The organism is Stackebrandtia nassauensis DSM 44728 (genome assembly GCF_000024545.1).
In the GTDB taxonomy this organism is placed as follows: domain Bacteria; phylum Actinomycetota; class Actinomycetes; order Mycobacteriales; family Micromonosporaceae; genus Stackebrandtia; species Stackebrandtia nassauensis.
In genome coordinates this window covers 5,718,943-5,742,269 of the sequence record NC_013947.1, presented here as the reverse complement: position 1 = coordinate 5,742,269, position 23,327 = coordinate 5,718,943, and the positions used below count along the sequence as shown (strand labels likewise).

Genomic DNA, 23,327 nt, shown 5'->3' with positions numbered 1-23,327 from the left:
CGGGGTTTTCGGGCTTGTTCCTTGTCGGCCCCGCTTTCCAGGCGGCTGGCGGCACCGCTGTCAGAAAGCGGCCCGCTGTCCGCGGGTCGCGTCTTCCACGTCTGGAAAGGACACGGTCATGGAAATCGTCGAGCTCGACATCGAGCAGCTGATTCCCAATCCCGACAACCGCCCCAGCGACGCCGAACCCGATATCTCGGACCTGCTGGACTCGATCCCGATCGTCGGGCTGCTGCAACCGATCGTCGCGGTCCCGACCGAGGAGCCGGGTCAGCACATGGTGGTGGCCGGGCACCGACGCCGGCTCGCCCTGATCGCGCTGAAGCACGCCACCGCACCGTGCGTCATCGCCGCTGACGCCGACGCCGCGCAACTGGTGGCCTCGCGGTTGGCCGAAAACCTCAACCGTGAGGCGATGCGTCCCACTGACGAGGCCCGCGACTACGAGCAGTTGGCCCTGTTCGGGTGGAAACCCGAACGGATCGCCAAGGTCGCCGGGCGCAGCAAGAAACACGTGGCCGGAGCGCTGGCGCTGTCGAAGCTGCCCGAAGCCGCGCAGCAGGCCGCCGATGACGGGACCCTCGATCTCGCCCTGGCGGCCGAGGTCGCCGAATTCGCCGCCGATGACCCCAAGGCCATGGAGCGCATCCTCAAAGGCGCCAGCTCGCACTGGGGAGCCCGGCACGCCATCGACGAGGAAAAACGCAAGCGGGACAAGAAGGACACCGCCGAGAAGCTGAAGGCGCAGCTGGTGCTGGATGGTGTCCGGGTCACCACGATCCCGAAGGGGTTTCCGTGGACTTCGAAGGAAGCCGAAGCCAGCACCCTGCGGGACGCCGACGGCAACGCCCTCGACCCCGAAGTCGTGAAGACTCAGCCGGGGTTTCGAGCCTTCGTCGATCCGCTCAACCCGGCGAAGCCGGTCGTGTACTGCACCGACCCCGAAGCCTGGGGGTTCACGCGCACGAAGTACACCTCCTACGTCTCCGAAGCCGAAGCCCAGCAACGCGCCGAGGCCGAAGCTGAAGACGCCGCCCGCGCCGAGGCACACACCGCGGCCCGAGCTATCCGGCACGAGTTCCTCAAGCAGCGCTACGCCACCGCCAAGGCCGCCAAGCCGCTGTTCCCGGACGCGCTGCGGACCGTCATCGCGCGCCCGTCGTCGATGGATTGGTCGTATGGCTTCGATGACCTGGCCGATGCCCTCGCCGGCGCCTCGATTGCCGAAGCCGTGGAAACGGCGGGGATCGATCGCCTGACGCGCATGCTCGTCGCCCGGTGGCTGGTACTTCAAGAAGCCAACCTCAAGGCCGTCACCTCGGGCAAACGCCTCTCCGACGAACGCCGTGCCCTGGCCTACCTGGACCTGCTCGTGGACGACGGCTACACCCTGTCCGACATCGAGCAGCACACCCACGAGCGCCTTACGGCGGCGATTGCCGCCGAAGAGGCCGAGCTGGCAGCACAAGACCAGGCCGAACAGGACCAGGCCGACAGCACTCACGACGATGCCGCTGACGGTGACGCCGCAGTCGAGACCGCCGCCGCCTGACCAATTCGTTCCTGCCGGTGGCGGGCAGCGCATCGCGGCCCGCCACCGGTCCTCATAGCGCCTCAACCCATCACGGGGTTGAGGCGCTCCTTCATCTACTCCTTTGAGGAGAGTCCCATGTTTCGTATCGGAGATCTGATCATGTGCGCCTACAGCGAAGGCGACTGGTGCCTGGGCCACTATGCCGGGACGGTCGGCGGCCGGATCCACGCCACGGTCACCAACCCACTCAACGCGCCAGCCCGCGTCGGAGATCTGGTGTCGGTACTTCCGGGTTTCGCCCGCGCCGCGCAAGGCGAGAACGACGTGATGCCGGTGGACATCCACCGCAAGCTGCGCGGCCACCGGTTCTACCCCACGATGGCGCAGTTGGCGAAATTGCCCGACCTGTACGCCCAAGAGTCCGTTCCCGCAGAAGACAGCACCGTCCACTACCGGTACTTCGCGCCGTGGGGAACCTGGTGGATCACCGAATTCGGCCGCGACCTCGATGCGGGCCAGGCTTACGGGTACGCCCGACTTGCCGACGACCCCGCCATGGCCGAGTGGGGCACAATCTGGCTACCCGAAATCGAACGCCACCTCGCCACCACCCCACTGCGCAGCCCTGGAGGCCGCCCCATCGCCGCAGTCCCGCTCCTCGTCGAAAGCGACTGCCACTTCCGCCCCGGCAAAGCCCGAGACGTCATTCCCGACCTTGCCGACAACGAACAAGATGCACAGTGACGAACCTCCACATCAACGATGGCCGCTAGCGTGCCAGATTCGGGTTGGCCCGGCCGAGAATGACCGAGCCAACCCTGCAAGGGTTCTACTTTGGTCGGTTTTTGTCGGGTCGGTTCTTCGGCCTGGTGGTTCCGCCGTCGTCGCGGTTCATCGACCGCCACACAGCGTCGAACAAGGGCCGGTGCTGCTCCTGGTACTGGGCAACCTTGATCATGTGGCGGTTCACGAGATCTTCCATCTGTGGTGGCTCGCAACCGTACTGGTCGCGGTAGCGGGCCTTGAGCTGCTTACCGAACTGACTTTGTACCCTGCGGATCGCCGAGCTTTTCAGCCCGAGGCTGTTCAGGTACATCGCCACTGTCAACGGCTTGGTTTGCTCGTCGAACTCTGGGACCTCGCCAAGAGTCCGTCCCACCAGTTGCCGTCCCTTGGCCTCCAGGAACCCTGAATCCACGATTCCCTTCAGTGCTGCCAGCATTTCCGCCTTCTCGCGGGGGCTGTAGCGCGGATTGGCCGCTACGCCTCGGGTCCAGTAATCCCGCAGTGCCTTGGCGCTTTCGCGTTGATAGGCGATCACGATGGGCCGCGCGGCGAGGATGACCTTGTTCTCGTCGACGTTGGCCAACAGCATCGACCAGGTTTCGAGGTTGACGCTGACCATCGGGTAGATCTTGCCGTCTGCGCCGCTTATGAGTGTTTCGGTCACGACGGCCCACGATCTGGTCTTGAGCTTTTCGAGCTGAGCCGAGAAGTCCAGCCCGATCTCTTCGACGGTCGGTTTCAGGATGACCACCGGCTCACCGTCCGCGCTGAGCGCGGTGTGGATGACACGGCCGTGGAACGGGATGTGCACAATCTCATGAGGATTGTTGCGGGGTTGGTATGGACCAGGGGCATCGTAGGACATACGATCCTTCTTAAAGCTAGTGATTTCACCCGCCTGGTGGGCTTAGCACCAGGCGGGTTTTGCGTGTCAGCGTCTTGTGAACGCCCGCATAGCCCCGACATATACATACTAATAATGGCGAGCCGTAAAGCACTTCAAGGTGTGAAGCGGCGGGAAAGGACAGTCAGATTTCTAAGCTGTTCAACTCGGATACCTGCCTGACACCCTTGCCTCCCTACGCTAATTCTAGTACGTCACTGTGACGTGACACCACAAGATGTAGGGGTCTTCGAACGCGTGTGCCCGGTCACATGATTGCGGCGAAATTGCATGTTATCCACATAAAACAGTGTCATATCCCCAAGCGGGACTGTTTATCCACAGTTTATCCACATGGTTATCCACAGGTCCAGAAATATAAGACGCTCGTATTGTTGAAACGGCACAGTTCGAGTGCGAAAAAAATGAAACGTGATTCCCGCAACACACCGGGTACGCCACTACGTCCTCTCGGACCCTCCCCTCCTCTCTGGTATTTCGCTGGCCTCGGGCAAGCATCGAGAGCCGCCGCTTTCTGGCGCGCTGAGAGTGTGCCGCCGGGCGCGGTGCGTGCAAGGGGACACGCACCCCCGCCGCGGGTTTCGGTGCGTCATCGAGGCGGGGGTGCGTTCTGCCGCCCCTTGTCACGCCCCGCTGACTCCGGCGGCAGTGGTGGGAACGCGCCAGAAAGCGCCGCGGCAACACGGCCGCGTCGTGTTCCCCTGGCGCATTCTCGAAGGGATGTTCCACCATGGAATCCACAGTGAATGTGGGTGTCGCGCATACGGTGGCGATGATCGGACTCACCGCTACTCCGGTGTCGGTGACCGCCTCGAATTCCGCTGGCGGATCGGGCTTCACGATGCCGCAGCTGCCCGACTACCTTGCCGACACCACCACCAGTGGCATCTTCGCCGCATGGAACAACAGCGATCTGCCCTGGCCGGGCGGCGCGGTCGAGATTCGTTTCGACTTCACGCCGGGCGTTTCCGGCCTGGGCGGGTGCGAACTGGCCATCGCGGTGGCCGTCGCCCGCGCCGCGGGCCTGGCGCCGCACGACTCGCCGCCGGCGCCGACCCGTATGTACGCACAGCTGGGCATCGACGGAAGTCTTCGCGCCACTCGGGGCGCGCGACCGGCGGCATTTACTGCTTCGACGTGTGGCGATAACGGCGTCATCGTCGCGGCCGCGGATCACGCCGACGTCGGTGACATCACCGGGATCGCCATCCGGCCCGCAGCCGACCTGCGGGGTGCGTTGCGGCAACTGCGGTCCCCGACCGCATCGGCGAAAGCGCCGACGCCGCCTTCCGAACCCCTGCCGAAGGTCGACCTTCACGACATCCTCGGCCTGGTGCAAGCTCGCCACGGTCTGGAGATCGCTGCGGCCGGCGGCCATCACATGATCTTGCTCGGCGCACCGGACGCCGGAGCGGTGATGCTGGCCGAGCGCTTGCCGGGGATTCTGCCGCCGCTGACGCAACATCAGGCCGACCAGGTCGCCGACATCCGTTCCCTGGCCGGGCAACCCTACGTGGGCCCCGGTCTCACACCGCCGTATTCGGCGCCACATCATTCGTCCACGATGGCCGCGATGGTTGGATCGTCGACCATGATTCCCCGGCCCGGAGCGATATCGCAGGCCCACAACGGAGTTCTGTTCCTGGACGAAGCCGCCGAGTTCCGCCGCGACGTCCTCGACACGGTGCTGCCCGCCGTGGCGCATCAGCATCTGCTCATCACCCGCTACGGAGACACCATCCGGCTACCGGCTCGTTTGCACCTGGTTATGGCATCGGGCATGTGCCCCAAGGACCATCCCCGCCGTGACTGCAACTGCGGGCCTGCGGCCCGCCGGTACCTGCACCGTCTGGCTGGGCGACTGATGGACCACGTGCTCATTCGGATACAGCTGCCCGATCCGCCGCCGTACGACGAGCTATGTCAGCAATCGCGCGGTGATTCTTCGGCCACGGTTCGCGCCCGCGTCATCGCCGCGCGACGTGCCGCGGGCGAACGGTGGAGCGGCCGGGGCGCTGACTTGACCAATCAGGATGTACCGGTCTCGCTCTTGCGGTCACCGCGATTTCGCCTGTCCGCCACGACGATGGCGCCGATGACAGACCGCTTCGCGGATAGGACCATTCCCGTGCGGCACGAGACCCGCCTGTTGCGGCTGGCGTGGACACTGGCCGATCTCGACGGCACGAATTCACCGTGCGTCGATCACGTCGCTGATGCGATGCGGCTTGGCGGCTTCGACGCACTCGGGGGTGCGCGATGACCACCACGCCGTCTGATGACCTGCTGGCCCGTATCGCCCTGGCCATCTTGGAGGTCCCCAACGCCGCCGACTCCGGTGAGCCGCAGGGCGTTGCCGCCACCGACATCCTTGACCGGCTCGACGCGGGACAACCGCCGTCTGGGGTTTCCCGCGACCGCGTCAAGGACCGCTTCGAAGGGCGCCGGGTTCGCGCTGTCGCCACGGAACAGCTTGAGCGCTCCCGCGAAGCCGGGGCTCGCATCATCGTCCCCGGCGATCAGGAGTGGCCGCCGCGGTTGGGTGATCTTGCACGCGTTCCCGATGCCGTGGTCCCGTGGTGCCTGTGGCTTCGTGGACCGGCGCCCCTGGCGCAGACCACCGAGCAATCGGTGGCGATCGTCGGCGCCCGCTGCTGCACTCCCTACGGCCACACCGTCGCCAGCGAACTGGCGTTCCAGGTCGCCAGCTCGGGCTGGGCCGTGGCCTCCGGCGGTGCCTACGGCATCGACGTCGCCGCTCACCGAGCCGTGCTAGCGGCGGAAGCCGCCCCCACCATCGCCGTCGTGGCCTGTGGGGTCGATCAGTACTACCCGTCGGGGCACCGCGAGGTCTTCGACCGGATCGCCCAGACCGGGCTGATCGTCAGCCAGTTCCCGGTGGGCTTCGCCCCGCAGCGGCATCGATTCCTGACCAGGAACCAGGTCTTGGCCGCGCTGACGCGCGGCACGGTCGTGGTGGAGGCCGCGGCGCGCTCCGGCGCGAAGCACTGCCTCGGTCAAGCCGCGGCCATGGGCCGATATGTCGCTGGAGTTCCCGGACCCGTCACTTCGGCGTACTCACGAGGCGTTCATCAAGTCCTGCGTGATCAGCACGCCCGGGTCGTGACTAGTGGCGTTGAGCTCTTGGATGACCTCGCTTCGGTCGTCGGTGATGCGTCGGTGGCCGATTGAGTGAACCGGTCGGGGCGTGGCCGGAATCGGTCGCGCCCCGACCGTGAGCCGCTCGGTGATGTTCGCCGTGTCGCTGTGCCAGCGGCGTCGGGTTGGGTTCCGGTGTTGCTGCCGTTATTGGTGCCATTACACCCGCAGCCGATGCGTTGGTGTTTCACCGTGGCCGCCACGACCTGTCTCGGGGCTGCCCGTCCTTCGACCGGGTGGTGAGGGCAATCGGTGGTTCTTGCCTGCTTGGCCGGGTCCGGTAGCTGCGGCTGGTGACCCGCGTGTGACGACCCCAGTCATAACCGGCGGCCGGACCGGGACGCTGCGCTCGCAAGGCCGGCTGGCGGAAACTTTCGGCGGAAACCGCTTCGCTGCCTGACGGCTTTCCTCCGAAACTTTCCTGGCCGTGCCTTGCGCCCGTCCCGGCTTACGCCGGTTTGCCCGGGTCTTGTCACCGCGGCTTTCACCGCCGGGCACCGGGCCCGGCGGCCCGCGGGGACAGACAAGGAACAGTCCGATGATCCACTCACACCTCATCGAAGGCCGCCTCGCGTTCCCGCCCGAGCTGCGGTACACGCCCAACGGCAACCAGGTCGCCACCATGCGGCTGCTGTTCAACGACTCCTACCGCGACAAGTCCGGCAACTGGAAGAACGGCAAGACCCGGTCGCTGGACGTGACCTGCTGGCGCGAACTGGCGGAGCGGGTGGTCGAGCTCAACAAGGGCGACCTGGTGCTGGTCGAACTGGGCAACGACCTGTTCGCCAGGACCAACGGTCAGTACACCAACATCTCGGCTTCGGCGCAGAACGTGTTCGTCAGCATGCGCTACGACGGCGCCAGCTCGCACCGCGAGCCCAAGCCCGACAGCGAGCGCATCGTCACCACTGCCGACGGCGAGACCTACTCCGCCGACAAGTGGGCGCAGCTCAACGAAGCCGACGCCGAAACCGAGTCCGAGGCCGCCGAGCCGGTCACCGTCTGAACTCTTCCTTCTGGGTCGCCCCCGTGCACATCGCGCGGGGGCGACCCAGACCTTTCTCCAGGAGCTTCGTCATGAACACCACTTCCTCCGCCGACATCACGTTGTCCTCACCTGCCGACTTGGTCGCAGCCATCCCACACCTCGTGGGCTACCGGCCCACCGATTCCGCCGTCCTCGTGGGACTCGACGAAGGCCATATTAAGGTGACGCTGCGCGCCGATCTTCCATTGGCCAGCGGCTGCTTCGATGTCTTCGCCGATGTCATCACAACCATGCGCCGCAACGACGCCACCGCAGTGGTCCTAGTCGGTTTCGGTGAAGCCGCTCGCGTCACTCCCGTCGTCGACCACCTGCTGCCACGACTCCACGGCGCGGATATCGAGGTGCTTGACGCCATCCGCGTCACCGGAGGCACATTCTGGTCCTACGTGTGCCCGGAGCCCACGTGTTGCCCACCGGAGGGCAAGCCCGTCCCGCGTGACTCGCGGATCGAAGCCGCGTTCGTCGGCGAGGGCATGGTGGCCGCGCCCGACCGCAATGCGGTCGCCGCGCAGATCGATCCCGTCGACTTTGAAACCAGGAACCACGTCGCACTCCACCTGTGCGACTTCAAACGCACAGCGCGTCTGGATCGGCTGGTGAATGCCAAGCGCGACCGCGCAGCAGAAAATACCGCCAAACTCGCTGGCGCGGCGAAGGGCGTTGAAGCCGGAACGATGCCCGGCTTGGCATTGACCGCGAAACTGGGCTGGGCCATTGCAGAAACCAGCACCGGGTACAAAACCGCCCTAGCGATCGTCGATGCTGGCGACCACGCCCATGGTTTGGCGTTGTGGATCTGGCTGGCCCGCCACCACACCGGGATCTACCGTTCCCGGGCCGCCGCGATGACGGCCTACGCGGCTTGGCGCCGCGGCAACGGGGTCTTGGCCGGTGAAGCCGTGGGGGTGGCGCTTCGCCTCCAGCCCACGTGCCGACTCGCCCAAGCCGTGGGACTCGCGTTGTCCAACGGGTTTCCACCAGCGAAGGTTCCACCCTTCTCTGAAGTGATCCCGTGATCTCATCGGTGCCGTCACTGCGTTCGCGGTGGCGGCACCGACGATTTGCCAGCCAGCGGTACCAGTGACGGCGGGGATGGGTTTCACGCTGCCCTTCCACGGCTTGTCGGTTGGTGCGATGCGCACCCGATCTGGTGTTTCCGGGTAGGCCGACGGCGACGACCCCAGTCATAACCGACGGCCGGATCGGGACGCTGCGCTCGCAAGGCCGGCTGGCGAGAACTTCCTCCGGAAACCGCTTCGCTGTCTTCGACTTTCCTCCGAAACTTCTCTGGCCGCGCCTTGCACCCGGCCCGGCTGGCGCCGGTTCTTCCGGGTCTTGTCACCGCGGCACAACCCACACCGGAATCACCAGATACCGGTCACGCGAGTGCCGCACCAACACGACAAGACCATAGTGGAAGGACAGCGTCATGAAACCCAAGACCACCACCGTCACCGTGACCGGTGCGCTCGCGCGCGAACCCATCGCCCGCACCACCGACACCGGCGGCGTCGTCACCAGTCTGCGGCTGGTCCGCGTCAACTCCCGCGCGCTGGCCCACGGCGTCCACATCACCGATGCGACCAGCATGGTGGACGTCGAGTTCGACGGCGAACTCGATCCGTTCTGGGCAAGCTTCGTCGACGTCGGAGATCCCGTCCACGTCACCGACGCCACCGTGATCCGCCCGCCCGCGGGCTCGAAAGCAGCGCTGCTGCGCACCGACATCAAGTCGGTCTCCTACCGTCCCAGCTTCGCTGACTGACTCGTCTCCCGCACGGACAAGGCCGGAACCCCGAGGGGTTCCGGCCTTGACGCGTGTTCTTCCAACGTCACCGCCAGCTGCTGTCGCCTCCTCCCGGTGGCGCCTCGTGCGACTGTGACTCCTCGCAGCTCGCCAGCGCCTGCCTCACCGCCGTCAGGCTCACGCCCGTCAGCTCCGCGATCGATTCGCGCGTCTCACCCAGTGCCGCTAGCGCGCCGATCGCTGCGCTGGCGGCGCGCTCATCGTCGGCGGCTCGCTTGCGGCCATCCGCCAGGACTTTCTGTGCGCGTTCGTTGGCCACCTCCATCACCTGCTCGGCTCGCAGCCGATGCTCATGGAATGCCGCGACGGCGGCCTCCACATCACGCTCCCGGCGCAATATCGCTTCGAGTCGTTCCTTCTTCTTCTGCCGGGCCAAGCGCAATCCCTGCGCCCGCACCGTGCCATTCTTTTGCGTTCCCATAGTCGAAAACCGTAGCGGCGGAGCACCGGTTAAACAACCGCGAAAATCCGTATTCCATCACCATTCATCCCTCTATATTCATTCCTATCACCCCTCAGTACGAATCAGCATCAATCACTACACAAAGACGCACTGAACAGCGACAACACTCCGATATGCCATCAGATGAAAATCACCAAGACACCTCTTGCACTTACAGTGAAAACGGCTAACCTAGGTGTTCCCTCGTGTTTGAACACTTCGAGTACGAGCTGTTCGAATCATTATTCTTCGGTGTGTGAAAGGTAGGCGATTTCCGCCGTGATGACCATTCACAAACTGTCGGTCGGCGACGGCTACACCTACCTCACCCGACAGGTTGCAGGCGGCGATGTCCAGCGCGCCCGCGGCCAAGACGCCAGCGACTACTACACCCAGGAGGGCAACCCGCCCGGGCGATGGATCGGCCGCGGCGCCCATTTGCTCGGGCTCGACGGGCAGACCGTCACCGAAGACCAGATGAAGAACCTCTTCGGACACGGCGCTCACCCCAACGCCGAAGCGATCATCGACAAGTACATCGCCGACCACACCCGACCTGGCATGACCGACGCCCAGATCCGCTTTCTCACCGCGGCGGCGGAGAAACACGCTCAGCTGGGCCGCCGTTTCGGTGCTTACCGCCGTCTCGAACCCTTCGACCAGCGCGTTGCCGACCGGCTTGACGCCATTGCCGAGCGCACCGGCCGTGCCGCCACACCCGCCGAAATCAAGCAGGCCAAACAGCAAGAGGCCGCCAAGCAACGATGCGGGGTCGCTGGCTTTGACCTCGTATTCGCCCCAGTGAAATCCGCCGCGCTGGTATGGGCGTTGCACCCTGACGTGCGCGTCCGGCAGCAAGTCAAAGCTGCCCATGACGCCGCCGTGGATTCCGTTATGGAGCTGTTGGAGGAGCACGCCGCGCACACCCGTGCCGGAACCGGGGGAGTAGCCCAACTCGACACCAAGGGCCTGATCGCCGCGCGATTCGACCACTTCGACTCCCGTGCCGGCGACCCCAACCTCCACACTCACATCCCGGTCGCGAACAAGGTCTTGGGCCGTGACGGCAAGTGGCGCTCCTTGGACGCTCGCGGCATCTACGCCATGACGGTGGCAGCCTCCGAGCACTACAACACCCGCTTCGAAACCGAGATGGTCCACCGGCTCGGCGTCACCTTCACCGACCGCGAAGCAGCCGGATCCAAGCGCCCCGTTCGCGAAATCGACGGCATACCCGCCGCGATGATCAAGCATTTCTCGCGCCGTCGTCTCGACCTGGAAGCCCGGTACAAGCAGCTGATCGCCGCCTACCGTGCCGACCACGGCACCGACCCGCCTGCTGCCATATGCCACAAGCTCGCCCGTCAAGCCACCCTCGACACACGCCCCGACAAGCCCACCCTCCGGTCCCTGAAGCAGATGCGCCAAGAGTGGGAAGCCGACCTCATCCATACGTTCGGTGGGAAAGCGCTGCGGCACATCACCTCGGCCGTTCCCACCCGATCTGCCGTCGCCGAAGCCGTGTCGTTGTCGACCGACGAGGCCGAGACCATCGCCGCCTCAGTGGTCCGCACGGTCGCGAGTCAGCACTCCACCTGGACCCGGTGGAACCTGCATGCCGAAGCCGAACGGACCCTGCGGGCAGCATTCCGGTTCCCCACGCGCGAAGCCCACGACCATGCCGTGGAAGTTGTCATGGCATTGGCGACCTCGCCCGCCCACTCCATCCGCATCGACGCGCCTTCCCTCGTTGATGAGCCTGATGTCTTGCGCCGAGCCGACGGCGAATCCGTGTTCCACCAACACGGATCCACTCGGTACACCTCCCAAGCCGTTCTCGACGCCGAGCAGCGGCTCCTCGGCGCCGCCAAGACACCCACCGACAAGGGATTGTCGGCTGGTTTCGTGACCGGAGTCCTCGACGGATTCGACACCACGAGCCACCAACTCGATCCAGGGCAACGCCACCTCGCCGCCGGATTCGCCACCACCGATCGGCTGCTGGCCGTGGGCATCGGCCCCGGCGGAGCAGGCAAGACCACCGCCATGAAGGCATACGCGCACACCCTCACCACCGCCGGGCACCGCCTGATTCCGTTGGCGACCTCGGCCAACTCCGCTGCCGTGCTGGCCGCCGACCTCGACACACCCGCCGACAACCTCCACAAGTTCCTGTGGGAACACAGTCGCGGCCACCACGCCAATGCCCTCAAACACGGTGATCCAGTGCCGGAATCGGCACAGTTCTTCGCCCTCAAACCTGGAGATGTCGTTCTCGTCGACGAAGCCGGTCAAGCCGGAACCTTCGCCCTCGACCAACTCATCACGATCGCGAAGCGCCACGGCGCGCAAGTCCGCCTCCTGGGCGACCATCGGCAACTGTCCGCCGTCGAATCCGGTGGCGCGCTGCGGCTCATTGCCGCCGAAGCCGGAGCCTTCGAACTCGACACCCTCCACCGTTTCAGCGACCCGGCTGAGGCCCGTGCCACCCTGAAACTCCGTGAGGGCGACGCCAGCGGACTCGATCATTACGAGATCGCGGGCCGCATCTTCGGCGGGTCCAAAGACGCCATGATCGAGAAGGCGTACACCGCCTGGCACCGCGACCTGAGCACCGGCCGCACCAGCGTCATGATCGCCGCCACCAACGCCGACGTCACCGCGCTGGCCGCCCGCGCCCGTACCGACCGCATCAGAGCCGGGCACGTCAAAACCACGGGCGTCGACCTCCACGACGGCAACACCGCCGGGGTCGGCGACTGGGTCATCACCCGCCACAACCACCGTGGCCTGCGACTCAACCGCGGTAAAGACTTTGTGCGCAACGGCGACATCTGGACCGTCATCCGACACCACCGCGACGGGTCGCTATCCCTTCGCCACCACGACCATCGCGGCACCGTCCGCATCCCCGCCGACTACGTCGCCGAATACGTTGAATTGGCATATGCCACCACCGCCACTCGCATCCAGGGCGCCACCGTGGACACCGCTCACGCCCTGGTCACCGACGACATGGCCCGTGAACACCTCTACGTCGCCGCCTCCCGCGCCCGCCACAACACCAGCCTGTATGCCGTCACCCACGTCAACCTCCCCGTCGACGAAGACGACCGCCTGTTCCGCCCCGACTTCGACCCCGACGCCACCGCCGCCCGCGAGATCCTCGAAACCGTTGTTGCCCGTGAAAGCGCCGAGCGATCGGCCACCGAAACGATCCGCGACGCCCAAAACGACGCCGAATCCCTGGCCACCCTCGTGCCCCAGTACGGGTACGCGCTGGAACAGGCCACCCGCGAGCACTACACCGGCCAGTTGACCACCGCCCTTGGGCCGGACGGCGCTGCGATGATCACCAACGACGGTCTATCCCCGTTGATCGCCGCGCTGCTGGCCGCCGAAACAGCTGGCTGGAAACCCCATGACATCATCGCCCTAGCCGCCGACGACGGCCCCTTGGAACTCGCCGACTCTCCGGCAGCGCTGCTGGCCTGGCGCATCCGCTACATCACCGACCACCACCCGGCTCCGCCCCCAATCGCTCAACCCACCGCCGCCGACGCCCGCCGATACGCCCGCGCCCTGGCGCGCATCTACCCCCGCCTTAAACCCGACCCCGACACCGCGTTGACCCCGCCACCACCGCGGACCCCCAGCGACCAACAACCCGGACCCACCATTTCGGCCAGCCAAGTTCACGCCTGGGCCAACGCCATCGCCGAACACCTCGGCGTCGATTCAGCCGAGATCGAAACCCACCGAGCCTGGCCCCAACTGGCCACCACTCTCGCCGGCCACCACGCCGCCGGGAACGATGTCCACCAACTCATCACCACTGCCACCCGAACCCCCAGCACCGACCTGACGACGGTCGTTCGCACTGCCCGTCGACTCGCGACACCCGCGACCGTGCGGATGCCCGCCGCGATCCGGCATCACCAAGCCGCCATCACCACGATGGGCCCTGACCTGGCTCACCGTGCCCGAATCTCTGCCGCCTGGCCTGCCGTCATCACCGCCCTGACTCGTGCCGAACAGCTCGGCCGCGGACCCGAAACCGCACTGCGCTGCGCCATCAGCCAACGCGAATTCCGAGGCGCCCGCGACATCTCCCAACTCTTGGCCTGGCGCATAGGCCGCCAAAACCGCATCGCCCACACCGACCCCAGCCTCACCCCCGCAAGCCTGTGGCGATCCCTAGCCTGGAGCCTCAAAGCCGCCGAAACCACCGGCACCAACCCCACTCGGCTACTACGGGCCGCCGCCTTGGACTCCACCAACCTCACCGACTTCGTCGCCCACGTCCACGACAACACCCGCCGCCTCCACCACACCCACCAGCCACCCTCCCCAATTAACCTGCCCTGGTTGCACACCCCCACCGGCCTACTCGACAGCCCCACCATCGACGACCAATGGCGCACCTACCTCCACGACCTCGGCACCCAAATCAACCACCGCGTCACCGAACTGACCGCCCAAGTTCACAGTGAGAACCCCGAGTGGCTGTCCGCTGCCGGACCACAACCCCGCCAACCGCGCCAAAGCCATGCCTGGAACGAAGCCGTTGCAGTCATGGCCGCATACCGCGACCAACACCGCATCACCACCGACGACCCCCACCACCCTCTCGGTCCCTACCCAACATCTGGCCACGCGGGACACCACCCCTACTGGCACGCCGCTACCGCGCTGCTCGCCGCCACCCAAACCACCAGCCCCACGCCACCGTCCCGTCAATCAACCGCGACCGGCCTATCTCACGACGTCGAGGACCAACTGCTCGCAGACATCACCACCGCCGTCTACACCCACCTACCCACCGACGAACAACACGCCATCAACCGCCAGCTCGCTAAGCACCTTCACCCCACGGTCGGCGAAATCGCCATCCCCGACCACGCCACCCACCCCTCCAACACCCACCAGCTCGCCGCCGTCCTTTCCCAACGGGGGCACCTCCCCAACTCCACGCAACTGCCCAGCAAGGCAGCTACCGCCCCCAACCCGCACACCACATCGCCCCGCAACACCACTTCTCCGGTCGTGAGCACCAAACCCTCTTCGTCTGGTCCCGGGCCGCAGCCGCACGCCGTGCCTGCGCCCCAAGCACACCCTCAGATCGAGAACTCTCAACCGCGTCCTCGTCTTTGAGTTCTGTCCCTCGCATCGTGGGCGCGGGGCAGCGTATGGGGCCGGTCCTCACCGTCAAGGGCACTTCGTGTCGCTACGCGACGGGCCTGCGGCCCGCCCTTGACTGCGAGCCTCTACCGGCCCCAACCCCCAGGCCCCGCGCGGTCAGCCCCTTCGGGCCTGCCCGCAACGGCGCCCCGCGCCCCACAGCACGGCGTGAACGTATGTCGGCAGTGATTCACGGGGCCGTGTCGTCGGTCGTGCAGGCTCCGGATGCGCGGAATGGTTCGGCCAGCTGCGGTAGGTATGCCGTGGGGTAGTCGGGGTGAGCGGCCATGCCCAAGATCTCGGAGGTGAAGCGGCGGTGGGGGTCGTAGGTTTTGGTGCGCAGCAGGTAGTCCCAGGCCAGGGTGAATAGTCCGAAGTTGACGTCGCCGATGCCTGCCCATTTGAGGTGGTGGAAGCGGTGGCCTTCGTTGAGGGCGAGGACGTGTTTGAGGGCGCCGACGCGGTAGTCGGCGTTGGAGTGTTGCAGCAGCAGTTGCACTGCCACGGCCAGGGCGAGAGTCGATGCCACGGATGCGGGAAGTCCGATGAGGATGAGTGGCGCGACTCCGGCGGCCATTTCGATGGTTTGGTGGAGCGGGTGTTTCATGAGTCCATTGAGGCCGTAGAAGCGCTTCGCGGAGTGGTGGACGGCGTGGAAGCGCCACAGCGCGTCGATCTTGTGGCTGGCGTAGTGGATGAGGGTGATCCCGAGGTCGGCGGCTAGGATCGCGGCGAGTACTTGGAGGACGAAGGGCCAGTGGTGGGGCCAGATGCCGTCGCCGGGCGTAAGGATCGCGAGGGCGGGGATGGCGGCGACGCTGGCGAGGATGAGGGTTTCGTTGACGAAGGTGTGGATGGTGTCGCGGCGGGTGTCGCCGTGGTCGTGGTTCCAGGTGTCTTCGTAGGGCAGGACGCGTTCGGCGGCGAAGGACAGTGCGACCGCCAGACCGAGCAGGCCCAACAGCCAGGCTTTGGGAGCGCCGGCCGAGGCGATGGCGATGCCTGCTCCGTTGACGCCGAGGAGCATGGCGGGTGCGTACCCGTAACGGACCAGTGGTTTCAGCGTTCTGGTTGTCATACCCGCGAGCTTCGCCTTTGAAGGCGTTTGACGGCTTGAACGTATCCGCTGACATCAGGGCCGCCAGCCGCTGGCGGTCAGGGCTTGAGTGGGGGTGATGCCGAACATGGCTTTGGTGGTGCGGGTCAGGTGCGCGGAGTCGGCGAATCCGGTCGTGTGGGCGGCGGCGGTGAGGTTGGCGCCCGCGCGTACCGCGTCGATGGCGCGTTGCAGCATGATCCAGCGCCGCCATATCGGATACGACAACCCGAGGCGTTCGGCGAACAGGTGCCCCAAGCGGCTGGGAGACATCGACACCGCAGCGGCGAGGGTTTCCAGGTCGGGTGGGCCGCTTGGGGTGGTGGTGGCGTGGTGAATGGCTCGGGCCAGAACCGGGTGCTGGGGTCGCGCCGGCCGGTGCGGTGTGGCATCGGTGAGCCGCGGCAGGCCCGCCACGGCTGTGGTCCACGTGCGGGCGCAGCCCAGGTCGCCGGCGCCGTGCCACCGGGTGGCGGCGGCCAGGCCGATGGGCGAGTCGGCGTCGAACCAGGCCGCCAGCCCAGAGGCGTCCGGGCTGGCGATGACGCGGTGACGGAATCCGGCCGGGATGAAGGCCACGCCCTGTACCGGGTACCGGTCGTGGTGGTCGTCTTCGACAACGACGTGGCCGCTGGCCACGATGAGCAGTTGATGGCAGGCGTGGGTGTGGGCCTCGGCGTGGCCGATGCGCCCGGTCAATGCCAGCAGACCTGGCCGCATCACCACCTGTCCGCCCCATGTCGCTGATGACTCCGATTCGATCCGAGCACCCAACACTATTCATTCCAATCTTGCGCTATCATCGTCGTATGGCGATTGATTCTATGAAGTGTATGACCGCCGAGATCGAGGCGGGCATCGCCCCGGCGGCGGCCTTGTTCCATTCGCTGTCGGATGAGACCCGGTTGCGGATCGTGCAGTACCTGGCCGCTGGCGAAGCCCGCGTGGTCGACTTGACCGAGCAACTGGGCCTGGCGCAATCCACGGTGTCCAAACATCTGGCCTGCCTGCGCGACTGCGGACTGGTCGCGTCGCGCGCAGAGGGCCGTCAGGCGTTCTACTCCCTGTCGCGTCCGGAGTTGATGGACCTGTTGAGCGCGGCTGAGGGCGTGTTGGCCGCCACCGGTCACGCCGTCGCGGTATGCCCCACCCACGGCATCAAGGCATCCGGCGACGCGACCGTGGAGGTGGCGTGATGGCGACCGTGTCTTTGACCGCCGAGCGTCGGGCGAAGCTGAACAAGCGCTGTCTCCATCTGGCTTATGCCACCGCCGGATACAACCTGGCTGAAGGCATCGTCGCCGTCACCGCCGGGGCCATCGCCTCGTCCACCGCGCTGCTTGGTTTCGGGCTGGACTCCTTCGTCGAAGTCTCCTCCGCGCTGGTGGTGATCTGGCAGTTCCGATCCAAGCTGCCCGAAGCCCGCGAAAAACTCGCCCTCAAACTCATCGCCGCCTCGTTCTTCGCCCTGGCCGCGTGGATCACCATCGACGCCGTGCGATCGCTTCTGGGCCAAGGTGAGGCCGAACCCTCCCCGGTCGGCATCGCCATCGCCGCGGTCTCGGTGATCGTCATGCCAGCCCTGGTGTGGGCCAAACGCCGCACCGGCAAAGAACTCGGCTCGGCCACCGTCGTGGCCGACTCGGTGCAAACCCTGCTGTGCACCTACCTGTCCGGCATCCTCCTCATCGGACTCGTACTCAACGCGACACTGGGCTGGTCGTGGGCCGACCCGATCGCCGCCCTGGTCATCGCCGCCGTCGCGATCAAAGAAGGTGTGGAAGCCTGGCGCGGCGAACAATGCGACGACTGCGCCATCCCCACCGGTGACGGCGGCCAAGCCGATGCGTGCGGATGCGGCCCCGACTGCACCGACGCCTGCTGCACCGGCCAGAAGAAGGACGGTGAGACAACATGATTTCCGTCCTGGCGATCGTGGTGTTCGCCGCCGCGTTCGGTCTCCTCTTTGGAGTGCGCAGCATCCAGCAAACCCGCCGCACCGGCGACGTCGGATGGCGCTTCCCCTCACCTGGGGCCGACCGGACCCAGTGGATCGCGCGACTGTTCATGGGATTCGGTGGCCTGACCGGCGGTATCGCCGCACCGGCCGCCGCTTTGATGGGAATGCCGTCGGTGACGTTCATGGACCACACCTGGCTGCGCATCACTGGACTGGTTCTGGCCGCCGTCGCTGCTGCCGCCGCGTTCGCCGCCCAACAATCCATGGGTGCGTCCTGGCGTATCGGCGTCGACGACACCGAGCACACTGCCCTGGTCACGACCGGTCAATTCGCCTACGTCCGTAACCCGATCTTCACCGCCATGTTCGCCCTCATGACCAACCTCGCCCTCGCCACACCGAACATCGTCGCCTACATCGGACTCGCATCGGTCATTGCCGGAATCGAACTCCAAGTCCGCAAAGTCGAAGAACCCCACCTACTCAACACCCACCCCGATACCTACCGCGACTACGCACAGCAAGCCGGACGATTCCTACCCGGCATCGGACGCCTTTCTCGCTGAATGTTCTAGGGCGCCGCCCGCCATGCCTGGTTGGTACAGCCGAAGACCTAGCCGCACAATCCGGCCCCGGCAACGTACTGCCAGAGCCGAGTTCTGGCCAACGGCAATTCGTGCAAGTCGCAAGTTTTCCAGGGTTTCGACGAGCGCTAGGTCGGTTCCACGGACGGGTGTTCGCTGGCTCCTGGCTACGGTGTCCGCATGTCGCATTTCGACTTGATCATTCTCGGCTCCGGTTCCGGCAACTCGATCCTGGACGAACGGTTCGCGGACTGGAAGGTCGCGATCATCGACAAGGGAGTCGGCTCGCGCGGGTCCTTCGGTGGTACCTGTTTGAACGTGGGATGCATTCCCACCAAGATGTTCGTGCACACCGCCGATGTGGCGGGCTCGCCGGAAGCCGGGGCCCGGCTCGGGGTGGACCTGGAGCGCCGAGGCGTGGACTGGCCGGCGGTGCGAGACCGGATCTTCGGGAGGATCGACCCGATCGCCGACGCTGGGGAACGGTTTCGCGCCGAGGAGCAGCCCAATGTCCGGCTGCTGCGGGGGAACGCGCGGTTCACCGGCCTGCGGAAGCTGAGCGTCGAGCTTCCGGACGGGGACGTGACTGTCAGCGCTGACCGCGTCGTTGTCGCAGCCGGGAGTCGGCCGCGGTTGCCGCCGATTCCCGGTCTGGCCGAGTCCGGCTTTCACACCAGCGATTCGGTCATGCGGCTGGAACGGCTTCCTGAGCGCATGATCGTGCTGGGATCCGGCTTCGTCGCTGCCGAACTGGCGCACGTCTTCGCGTCTTTCGGGGTGGCCGTGACGGTCGTGGCCCGGTTCGGCGCACTGCTGCGCGGTGAGGACGCGGCGATTTCACAGCGGTTCACCGAACTGGCGAGTCGGCACTGGGACCTGCGGTTGAACCGCAAGGTCGTGGGAGTCGAACGCGACGGCGAGGTGGTCCGGCTGCGGCTGGACGGGACAGATGGCGCCCAGACCATCGAGGCGGAGGAACTGCTGGTGGCCGTCGGGCGAGTCTCCAACGCCGATCAGCTCGATGCCACCGTCGGAGGGCTGGAGTTGACGCGTCACGGTCAGATCGCCGTGGACGCGCACCAGAAGACCACGGCTGAAGGCGTCTGGGCGCTGGGCGACGTCAGCTCGGAGCATCAGCTCAAACACGTGGCCAACCACGAGGCCCGTATCGTGCAGCACAACCTGCTGCACCCACACGAACCGATCCGTTCGGATGGACTGGTGGTGCCGCACGCAGTGTTCAGTTCGCCGCAGATCGCCTCGGTCGGGGTCACCGAGGAACAGGCGCGATCGCGGGGGCTGGACTATGTCAGCGCGGTGCAGGACTACGCCGGAATCGCCTATGGCTGGGCCATGGAGGACACGACCGGCTTCGCCAAACTGCTGGCCGAACCGGACACCGGGCGGCTGCTGGGCGCTCACATCATCGGGCCGCAGGCCGCCACCTTGATTCAGCCGCTGGTGCAGGCCATGCAGTTTGGCCTGGACGCGCGCACCATGGCGCGAGGCCAGTACTGGATTCATCCGGCGATGCCGGAATTGATTGAGAACGCCTTGCTCAAACTCCCGCTGCGATGACAGCCACCGCACCTGAGCACTTAGGCGGCCGACTCGTTCCTAGTCGCAGTCGCAGCCGGCCGTGAGCTCGGCGAGTCCGGCGAGCATCTGGACCGGGACGGCGATCTCGTCGCAGCACAGCGAGTAGATATTGCTGCGGCCCTTGGGGGTGGCGGTGATGAGGTTCTGTTCCCGCAACGGGGTCAGGTGGTGGCTCACGAGGGTTTGCGACAGACCGGTGGCCTCGGTGAGTTCGCGGACGCTGCGGGGGCGTTCGGCCAGCAGCAGCACCAGGGTCAGCCGGGTCTCGTCGCCGAGTGCCTTGAGCTGGGGCGCCAGCATGCGCGCCTTCTCGGTGATGGAGGCATCGGGTTGGACGTCCAGCGTCGTAGCCATGTTGTCAATTAAACCACAACGTTTGCCATCACCAAGGAATACTGGTATTAATTACATTCGTTGACGCCGGCACCTGGACATCGATCATCACAGGATCTGGAGGACATCATGTCCCGTAACAAGCAGCACCCCGCCGAGACCGTTGCCGTCATCGGAGCCGGTCCAGTCGGTTTGGCCGCCGCCGCGCACTTGGTGGAGCGTGGCATAACCCCGATCGTGCTGGAGACCGGAGACGGCCCCGGAGCGGCGATCCGGCAGTGGGGACACGTGCGGTTGTTCTCTCCGTGGCAGTTCGACATCGACGCCGCCGCGCGTCGGCTGTTGGAAGCGAATGGTTGGACGGCACCGAATCCGGCGCACCTGCCCACTGGCGCCGAACTGGTCGATGACTACCTGGCTCCGCTGGCGGCCTTGCCGGTGTTGGAGCCGCACATTCGTTACAACACCGCCGTGGTCGCGGTTTCCCGCTACGGCGTGGACGTCACCCGCACTGTTGGCCGCGACCGGCGTCCTTACCTGGTGCGCACCCGCGATCAGGCGGGTGGATACACCGACGTCATCGTCGATGCGGTCATCGACGTCTCGGGCACCTGGGGCCGGGCGAACCCATTGGGAGCTCACGGCCTGGCCGCTCCTGGTGAAGTCGACGCCGCTGGGTTCATGGCCGGTGCGTTGCCGGACGTGCTGGGCGCCGAGCGGGAACGGTTCGCGGGCAAGCACACCTTGGTTGTCGGGATGGGACATTCGGCGGCCAACACCCTGCTGAACCTGGCCGACCTCGCCGAGCAGGCCGATGACACCCGGATCACGTGGGCGATCCGCGGCGGCTCGGCCGCTCGGTTGTACGGCGGAGGTGACGCCGACGCGTTGCCCGCGCGCGGCAAGCTCGGTACGCGGCTCAAGCAACTGGTCGCGGACGGCAAGCTCACCATGGTGAACAAGTTCGTCATCGACGAGTTCGTCCCAGCCCCGGCAGGGGCCGGATCGGTGACGGTGGTGGGCCGCTCGGGCGATGAAGCGGTCAAGCTCGATGTGGACGTCGTCGTGGCCGCCACCGGGTTCAGGCCCGACCTGGAAATGTTGCGCGAGGTGCGACTCGACCTCGACCCGGGTGTGGAGGCCCCGGCGAAGCTGGCGCCGCTGATCGACCCGAACTTCCACTCCTGCGGAACCGTTCCCCCGCACGGCGAGAAAGACCTCGCCCACCCCGACGAGGGTTTCTACCTGGCCGGTATGAAGAGCTACGGCCGCGCCCCGACCTTCCTGCTGGCCACCGGATACGAGCAGGTGCGGTCCATTGCCGCAGCGCTGGCCGGGGACCGCGAAGCCGCCGACGCTGTGCAGTTGGAACTGCCCGAGACAGGCGTCTGTTCTTCCAGCCCCACCACCGAGAACGCCGACGGCTCGGTGACCTTCGCCGAACCCACCGCATCCGACTGCGGCAGCGGCGGCGGTTGCGGCACCACGCAACCGGTCGACACCGGCAAGGGCTTGGCAACCGGTGTCCTGCACGGCTACTCGGGCGAACCGGTCGAGCTCCCTGTTCTCCAGGCTGCTGAACCCGCAGGCGGCTGCTGCGGCAACCAGCCCGCCAACGCATGAGCGCGACCGACACCAGCATCGCCGCCTCAACAGCCTCAGAGCTTGCGGGGCGGCGGCGCGGTCTCATCGCGTTGTGTACCACCGAGATCACCAGCTGGGGAGTGCTGTACTACGCGTTTCCCGTGCTGGCTGGGACCATCACCGCCGACACGAAGTGGTCGACGGCGGGTGTGATGGCGGCGTTCTCGATCGGTCTGGCGGTGTCGGCAGCCGCGGGTATCCCGGTGGGGCGGCTGCTCGACCGTCACGGGCCCCGGCCCGTCATGACCGCCGGTTCTATCCTCGGTGTGGTGGCGGTTGCCGGGATCGCGTTGGCGCCCAACGTTTGGTGGTTCATCGCGGCGTGGGCGTTGTCGGGTCTGGCGCAGGCGTGTGTGTTCTACAAACCTGCGTTCGCCGCGATCACCGGCTGGTACGGGCCCGACCGGGTCAAGGCGCTCACCGCGCTGACCCTGGTGGCGGGCTTGTCGTCGACGATCTTCGCGCCGGTCACCGCGACCCTGGCCGACCACACCGACTGGCGCACCACCTATCTGGTGCTCGGCACGTTCCTCGCGGCGGTCACCATCCCCGCTCACGCGAAGTTCCTGAGCGTGCCGTGGAAACCCAACAGCCACAAAGCCTCCGGCGACCAGCCGACCCACACCGGCGCCCGCGCGGTCATCCGTTCCGCGCCGTTCGTGCTCCTGACGATCGTGATCATGCTGGCGACGTTCGCGTTGTTCCTGGCCACCATCAATCTGGTGCCTATGCTCACCGAACACGGTGCCTCCACCAGTTTCGCCGCGTGGGTCCTCGGGTTGTGCGGCGCCGGGCAACTGCTGGGCCGCATCGGATACGCCCGGCTCACCGCCCGCACCAGTGTGCGCACCCGCACCGTCGCGGTGTTCGTGGCCGCCGCCGTGGCCTTGGCGGCCACCGCCCTCACCACCGGACAGCCCGTGGCCGTCATCCTCGCGGCGATCGTCTTCGGCGCCACCAGGGGCGTCTTCACATTGCTGGAGGCCACGGCGGTATCCGACCGCTGGGGCACCGATGGTTTCGGGACCCTCTACGGCATCTACAGTGCACCGTCCACTGTCGCGATGGCCGCCACCCCGTTCGCCGGGGCGGTCCTGGCCGCCTGGTTCGGCGGAAACCAACCGCTGTTCCTGGTCATGGCGGCCGTACTCGTCGCGGCTGGAATCGCGGCAATCTGGACGATCCCCTCGCGCCGCGAATCGTCCGCGGCAACTGAATCTAGTTGACGCAAGCAGCTTTATCTATTATCG

General features: G+C 66.3%; 19 protein-coding genes. 14 read left to right on the top strand and 5 right to left on the bottom strand.

The window, feature by feature from the left end; all coding sequences use genetic code 11:
* Positions 1 to 118: 118 nt before the first annotated feature.
* Positions 119 to 1,552 (top strand): ParB/RepB/Spo0J family partition protein, encoded by a 1,434-nt coding sequence (locus SNAS_RS26730; protein WP_013020608.1) that lies wholly within the window; start codon positions 119 to 121, stop codon positions 1,550 to 1,552.
* A gap of 117 nt (positions 1,553 to 1,669) precedes the next feature.
* Entirely contained in the window at positions 1,670 to 2,278 is a 609-nt protein-coding gene (locus tag SNAS_RS33370; protein WP_013020607.1) for a hypothetical protein, read from the top strand.
* 85 nt (positions 2,279 to 2,363) lie between these two features.
* Here the strand turns inward: SNAS_RS33370 and SNAS_RS26720 are convergent, their stop codons facing one another.
* Positions 2,364 to 3,185 (bottom strand): phage antirepressor N-terminal domain-containing protein, encoded by an 822-nt coding sequence (locus tag SNAS_RS26720; RefSeq protein WP_013020606.1) that lies wholly within the window; start codon positions 3,183 to 3,185, stop codon positions 2,364 to 2,366.
* 769 nt (positions 3,186 to 3,954) lie between these two features.
* Here SNAS_RS26720 and SNAS_RS26715 point away from each other — a divergent pair.
* The 5 genes from SNAS_RS26715 to SNAS_RS26695 all read left to right on the top strand — a co-directional run bounded on the left by SNAS_RS26715 (position 3,955) and on the right by SNAS_RS26695 (position 9,196).
* Positions 3,955 to 5,487, top strand: a complete 1,533-nt coding sequence (locus SNAS_RS26715; RefSeq protein WP_013020605.1) for a YifB family Mg chelatase-like AAA ATPase — start codon at positions 3,955 to 3,957, stop codon at positions 5,485 to 5,487.
* Positions 5,484 to 6,416 (top strand): DNA-processing protein DprA, encoded by a 933-nt coding sequence (locus SNAS_RS26710; protein ID WP_013020604.1) that lies wholly within the window; start codon positions 5,484 to 5,486, stop codon positions 6,414 to 6,416. Before SNAS_RS26715 ends, SNAS_RS26710 begins: the two co-directional genes overlap by 4 nt.
* A 505-nt stretch (positions 6,417 to 6,921) precedes the next feature.
* The gene (locus SNAS_RS33365) at positions 6,922 to 7,389 is read left to right on the top strand and encodes a single-stranded DNA-binding protein (protein WP_013020603.1); all 468 of its coding nucleotides are present in this window, start codon (positions 6,922 to 6,924) and stop codon (positions 7,387 to 7,389) included.
* A gap of 71 nt (positions 7,390 to 7,460) precedes the next feature.
* Entirely contained in the window at positions 7,461 to 8,447 is a 987-nt protein-coding gene (locus tag SNAS_RS33360; protein ID WP_013020602.1) for a DUF4192 domain-containing protein, read from the top strand.
* 413 nt (positions 8,448 to 8,860) lie between these two features.
* Positions 8,861 to 9,196, top strand: a complete 336-nt coding sequence (locus tag SNAS_RS26695) for a hypothetical protein (RefSeq protein ID WP_013020601.1) — start codon at positions 8,861 to 8,863, stop codon at positions 9,194 to 9,196.
* A 67-nt stretch (positions 9,197 to 9,263) separates the two neighbouring features.
* Here SNAS_RS26695 and SNAS_RS26690 read toward each other — a convergent pair whose 3' ends face one another.
* The gene (locus SNAS_RS26690) at positions 9,264 to 9,659 is read right to left on the bottom strand and encodes a hypothetical protein (RefSeq protein ID WP_013020600.1); all 396 of its coding nucleotides are present in this window, start codon (positions 9,657 to 9,659) and stop codon (positions 9,264 to 9,266) included.
* A 303-nt stretch (positions 9,660 to 9,962) separates the two neighbouring features.
* Between SNAS_RS26690 and mobF the strand changes: the two genes are divergently transcribed.
* A complete protein-coding gene (mobF, locus tag SNAS_RS37280) occupies positions 9,963 to 14,834 on the top strand; it encodes a MobF family relaxase (RefSeq protein WP_013020599.1) in 4,872 nt (1,623 codons plus the stop codon).
* A 217-nt stretch (positions 14,835 to 15,051) separates the two neighbouring features.
* On the opposite strand, the gene SNAS_RS26680 is transcribed toward mobF, so the two are convergent.
* Positions 15,052 to 15,939 carry a sterol desaturase family protein gene (locus SNAS_RS26680; RefSeq protein WP_013020598.1) on the bottom strand — a complete coding sequence of 296 codons (888 nt, stop codon included), beginning with the start codon at positions 15,937 to 15,939 and terminating at the stop codon, positions 15,052 to 15,054.
* Between the two features lie 54 nt (positions 15,940 to 15,993).
* A complete protein-coding gene (locus SNAS_RS26675; RefSeq protein WP_052305326.1) occupies positions 15,994 to 16,677 on the bottom strand; it encodes an AraC family transcriptional regulator in 684 nt (227 codons plus the stop codon).
* 89 nt (positions 16,678 to 16,766) lie between these two features.
* Here SNAS_RS26675 and SNAS_RS26670 point away from each other — a divergent pair, with 89 nt between their 5' ends.
* The 4 genes from SNAS_RS26670 to SNAS_RS26655 all read left to right on the top strand — a co-directional run bounded on the left by SNAS_RS26670 (position 16,767) and on the right by SNAS_RS26655 (position 20,079).
* Positions 16,767 to 17,153: an ArsR/SmtB family transcription factor gene (locus SNAS_RS26670; RefSeq protein ID WP_041625198.1), complete on the top strand. Its 387-nt coding sequence runs from the start codon at positions 16,767 to 16,769 to the stop codon at positions 17,151 to 17,153.
* Positions 17,153 to 17,875, top strand: coding sequence for a cation diffusion facilitator family transporter (locus SNAS_RS26665; RefSeq protein WP_013020595.1), 723 nt, complete (start codon positions 17,153 to 17,155; stop codon positions 17,873 to 17,875). The genes SNAS_RS26670 and SNAS_RS26665 overlap by 1 nt, the downstream gene beginning before the upstream one ends.
* 17 nt (positions 17,876 to 17,892) lie before the next feature.
* On the top strand, positions 17,893 to 18,483 hold the full coding sequence (locus SNAS_RS26660; RefSeq protein WP_211207253.1) for a methyltransferase family protein: 591 nt from the start codon (positions 17,893 to 17,895) through the stop codon (positions 18,481 to 18,483).
* Positions 18,484 to 18,681: 198 nt separating this feature from the next.
* Positions 18,682 to 20,079, top strand: a complete 1,398-nt coding sequence (locus SNAS_RS26655; RefSeq protein WP_013020593.1) for a mycothione reductase — start codon at positions 18,682 to 18,684, stop codon at positions 20,077 to 20,079.
* A gap of 39 nt (positions 20,080 to 20,118) precedes the next feature.
* On the opposite strand, the gene SNAS_RS26650 is transcribed toward SNAS_RS26655, so the two are convergent.
* A complete protein-coding gene (locus SNAS_RS26650) occupies positions 20,119 to 20,454 on the bottom strand; it encodes an ArsR/SmtB family transcription factor (RefSeq protein WP_013020592.1) in 336 nt (111 codons plus the stop codon).
* 108 nt (positions 20,455 to 20,562) lie between these two features.
* On the opposite strand from SNAS_RS26650, the gene SNAS_RS26645 reads away from it, so the two are divergent.
* Together SNAS_RS26645 and SNAS_RS26640 are read left to right on the top strand one after the other, a co-directional pair.
* Positions 20,563 to 22,056: an NAD(P)-binding protein gene (locus tag SNAS_RS26645; RefSeq protein WP_013020591.1), complete on the top strand. Its 1,494-nt coding sequence runs from the start codon at positions 20,563 to 20,565 to the stop codon at positions 22,054 to 22,056.
* Positions 22,053 to 23,303 carry an MFS transporter gene (locus SNAS_RS26640; protein WP_013020590.1) on the top strand — a complete coding sequence of 417 codons (1,251 nt, stop codon included), beginning with the start codon at positions 22,053 to 22,055 and terminating at the stop codon, positions 23,301 to 23,303. Before SNAS_RS26645 ends, SNAS_RS26640 begins: the two co-directional genes overlap by 4 nt.
* Positions 23,304 to 23,327: the final 24 nt, after the last annotated feature.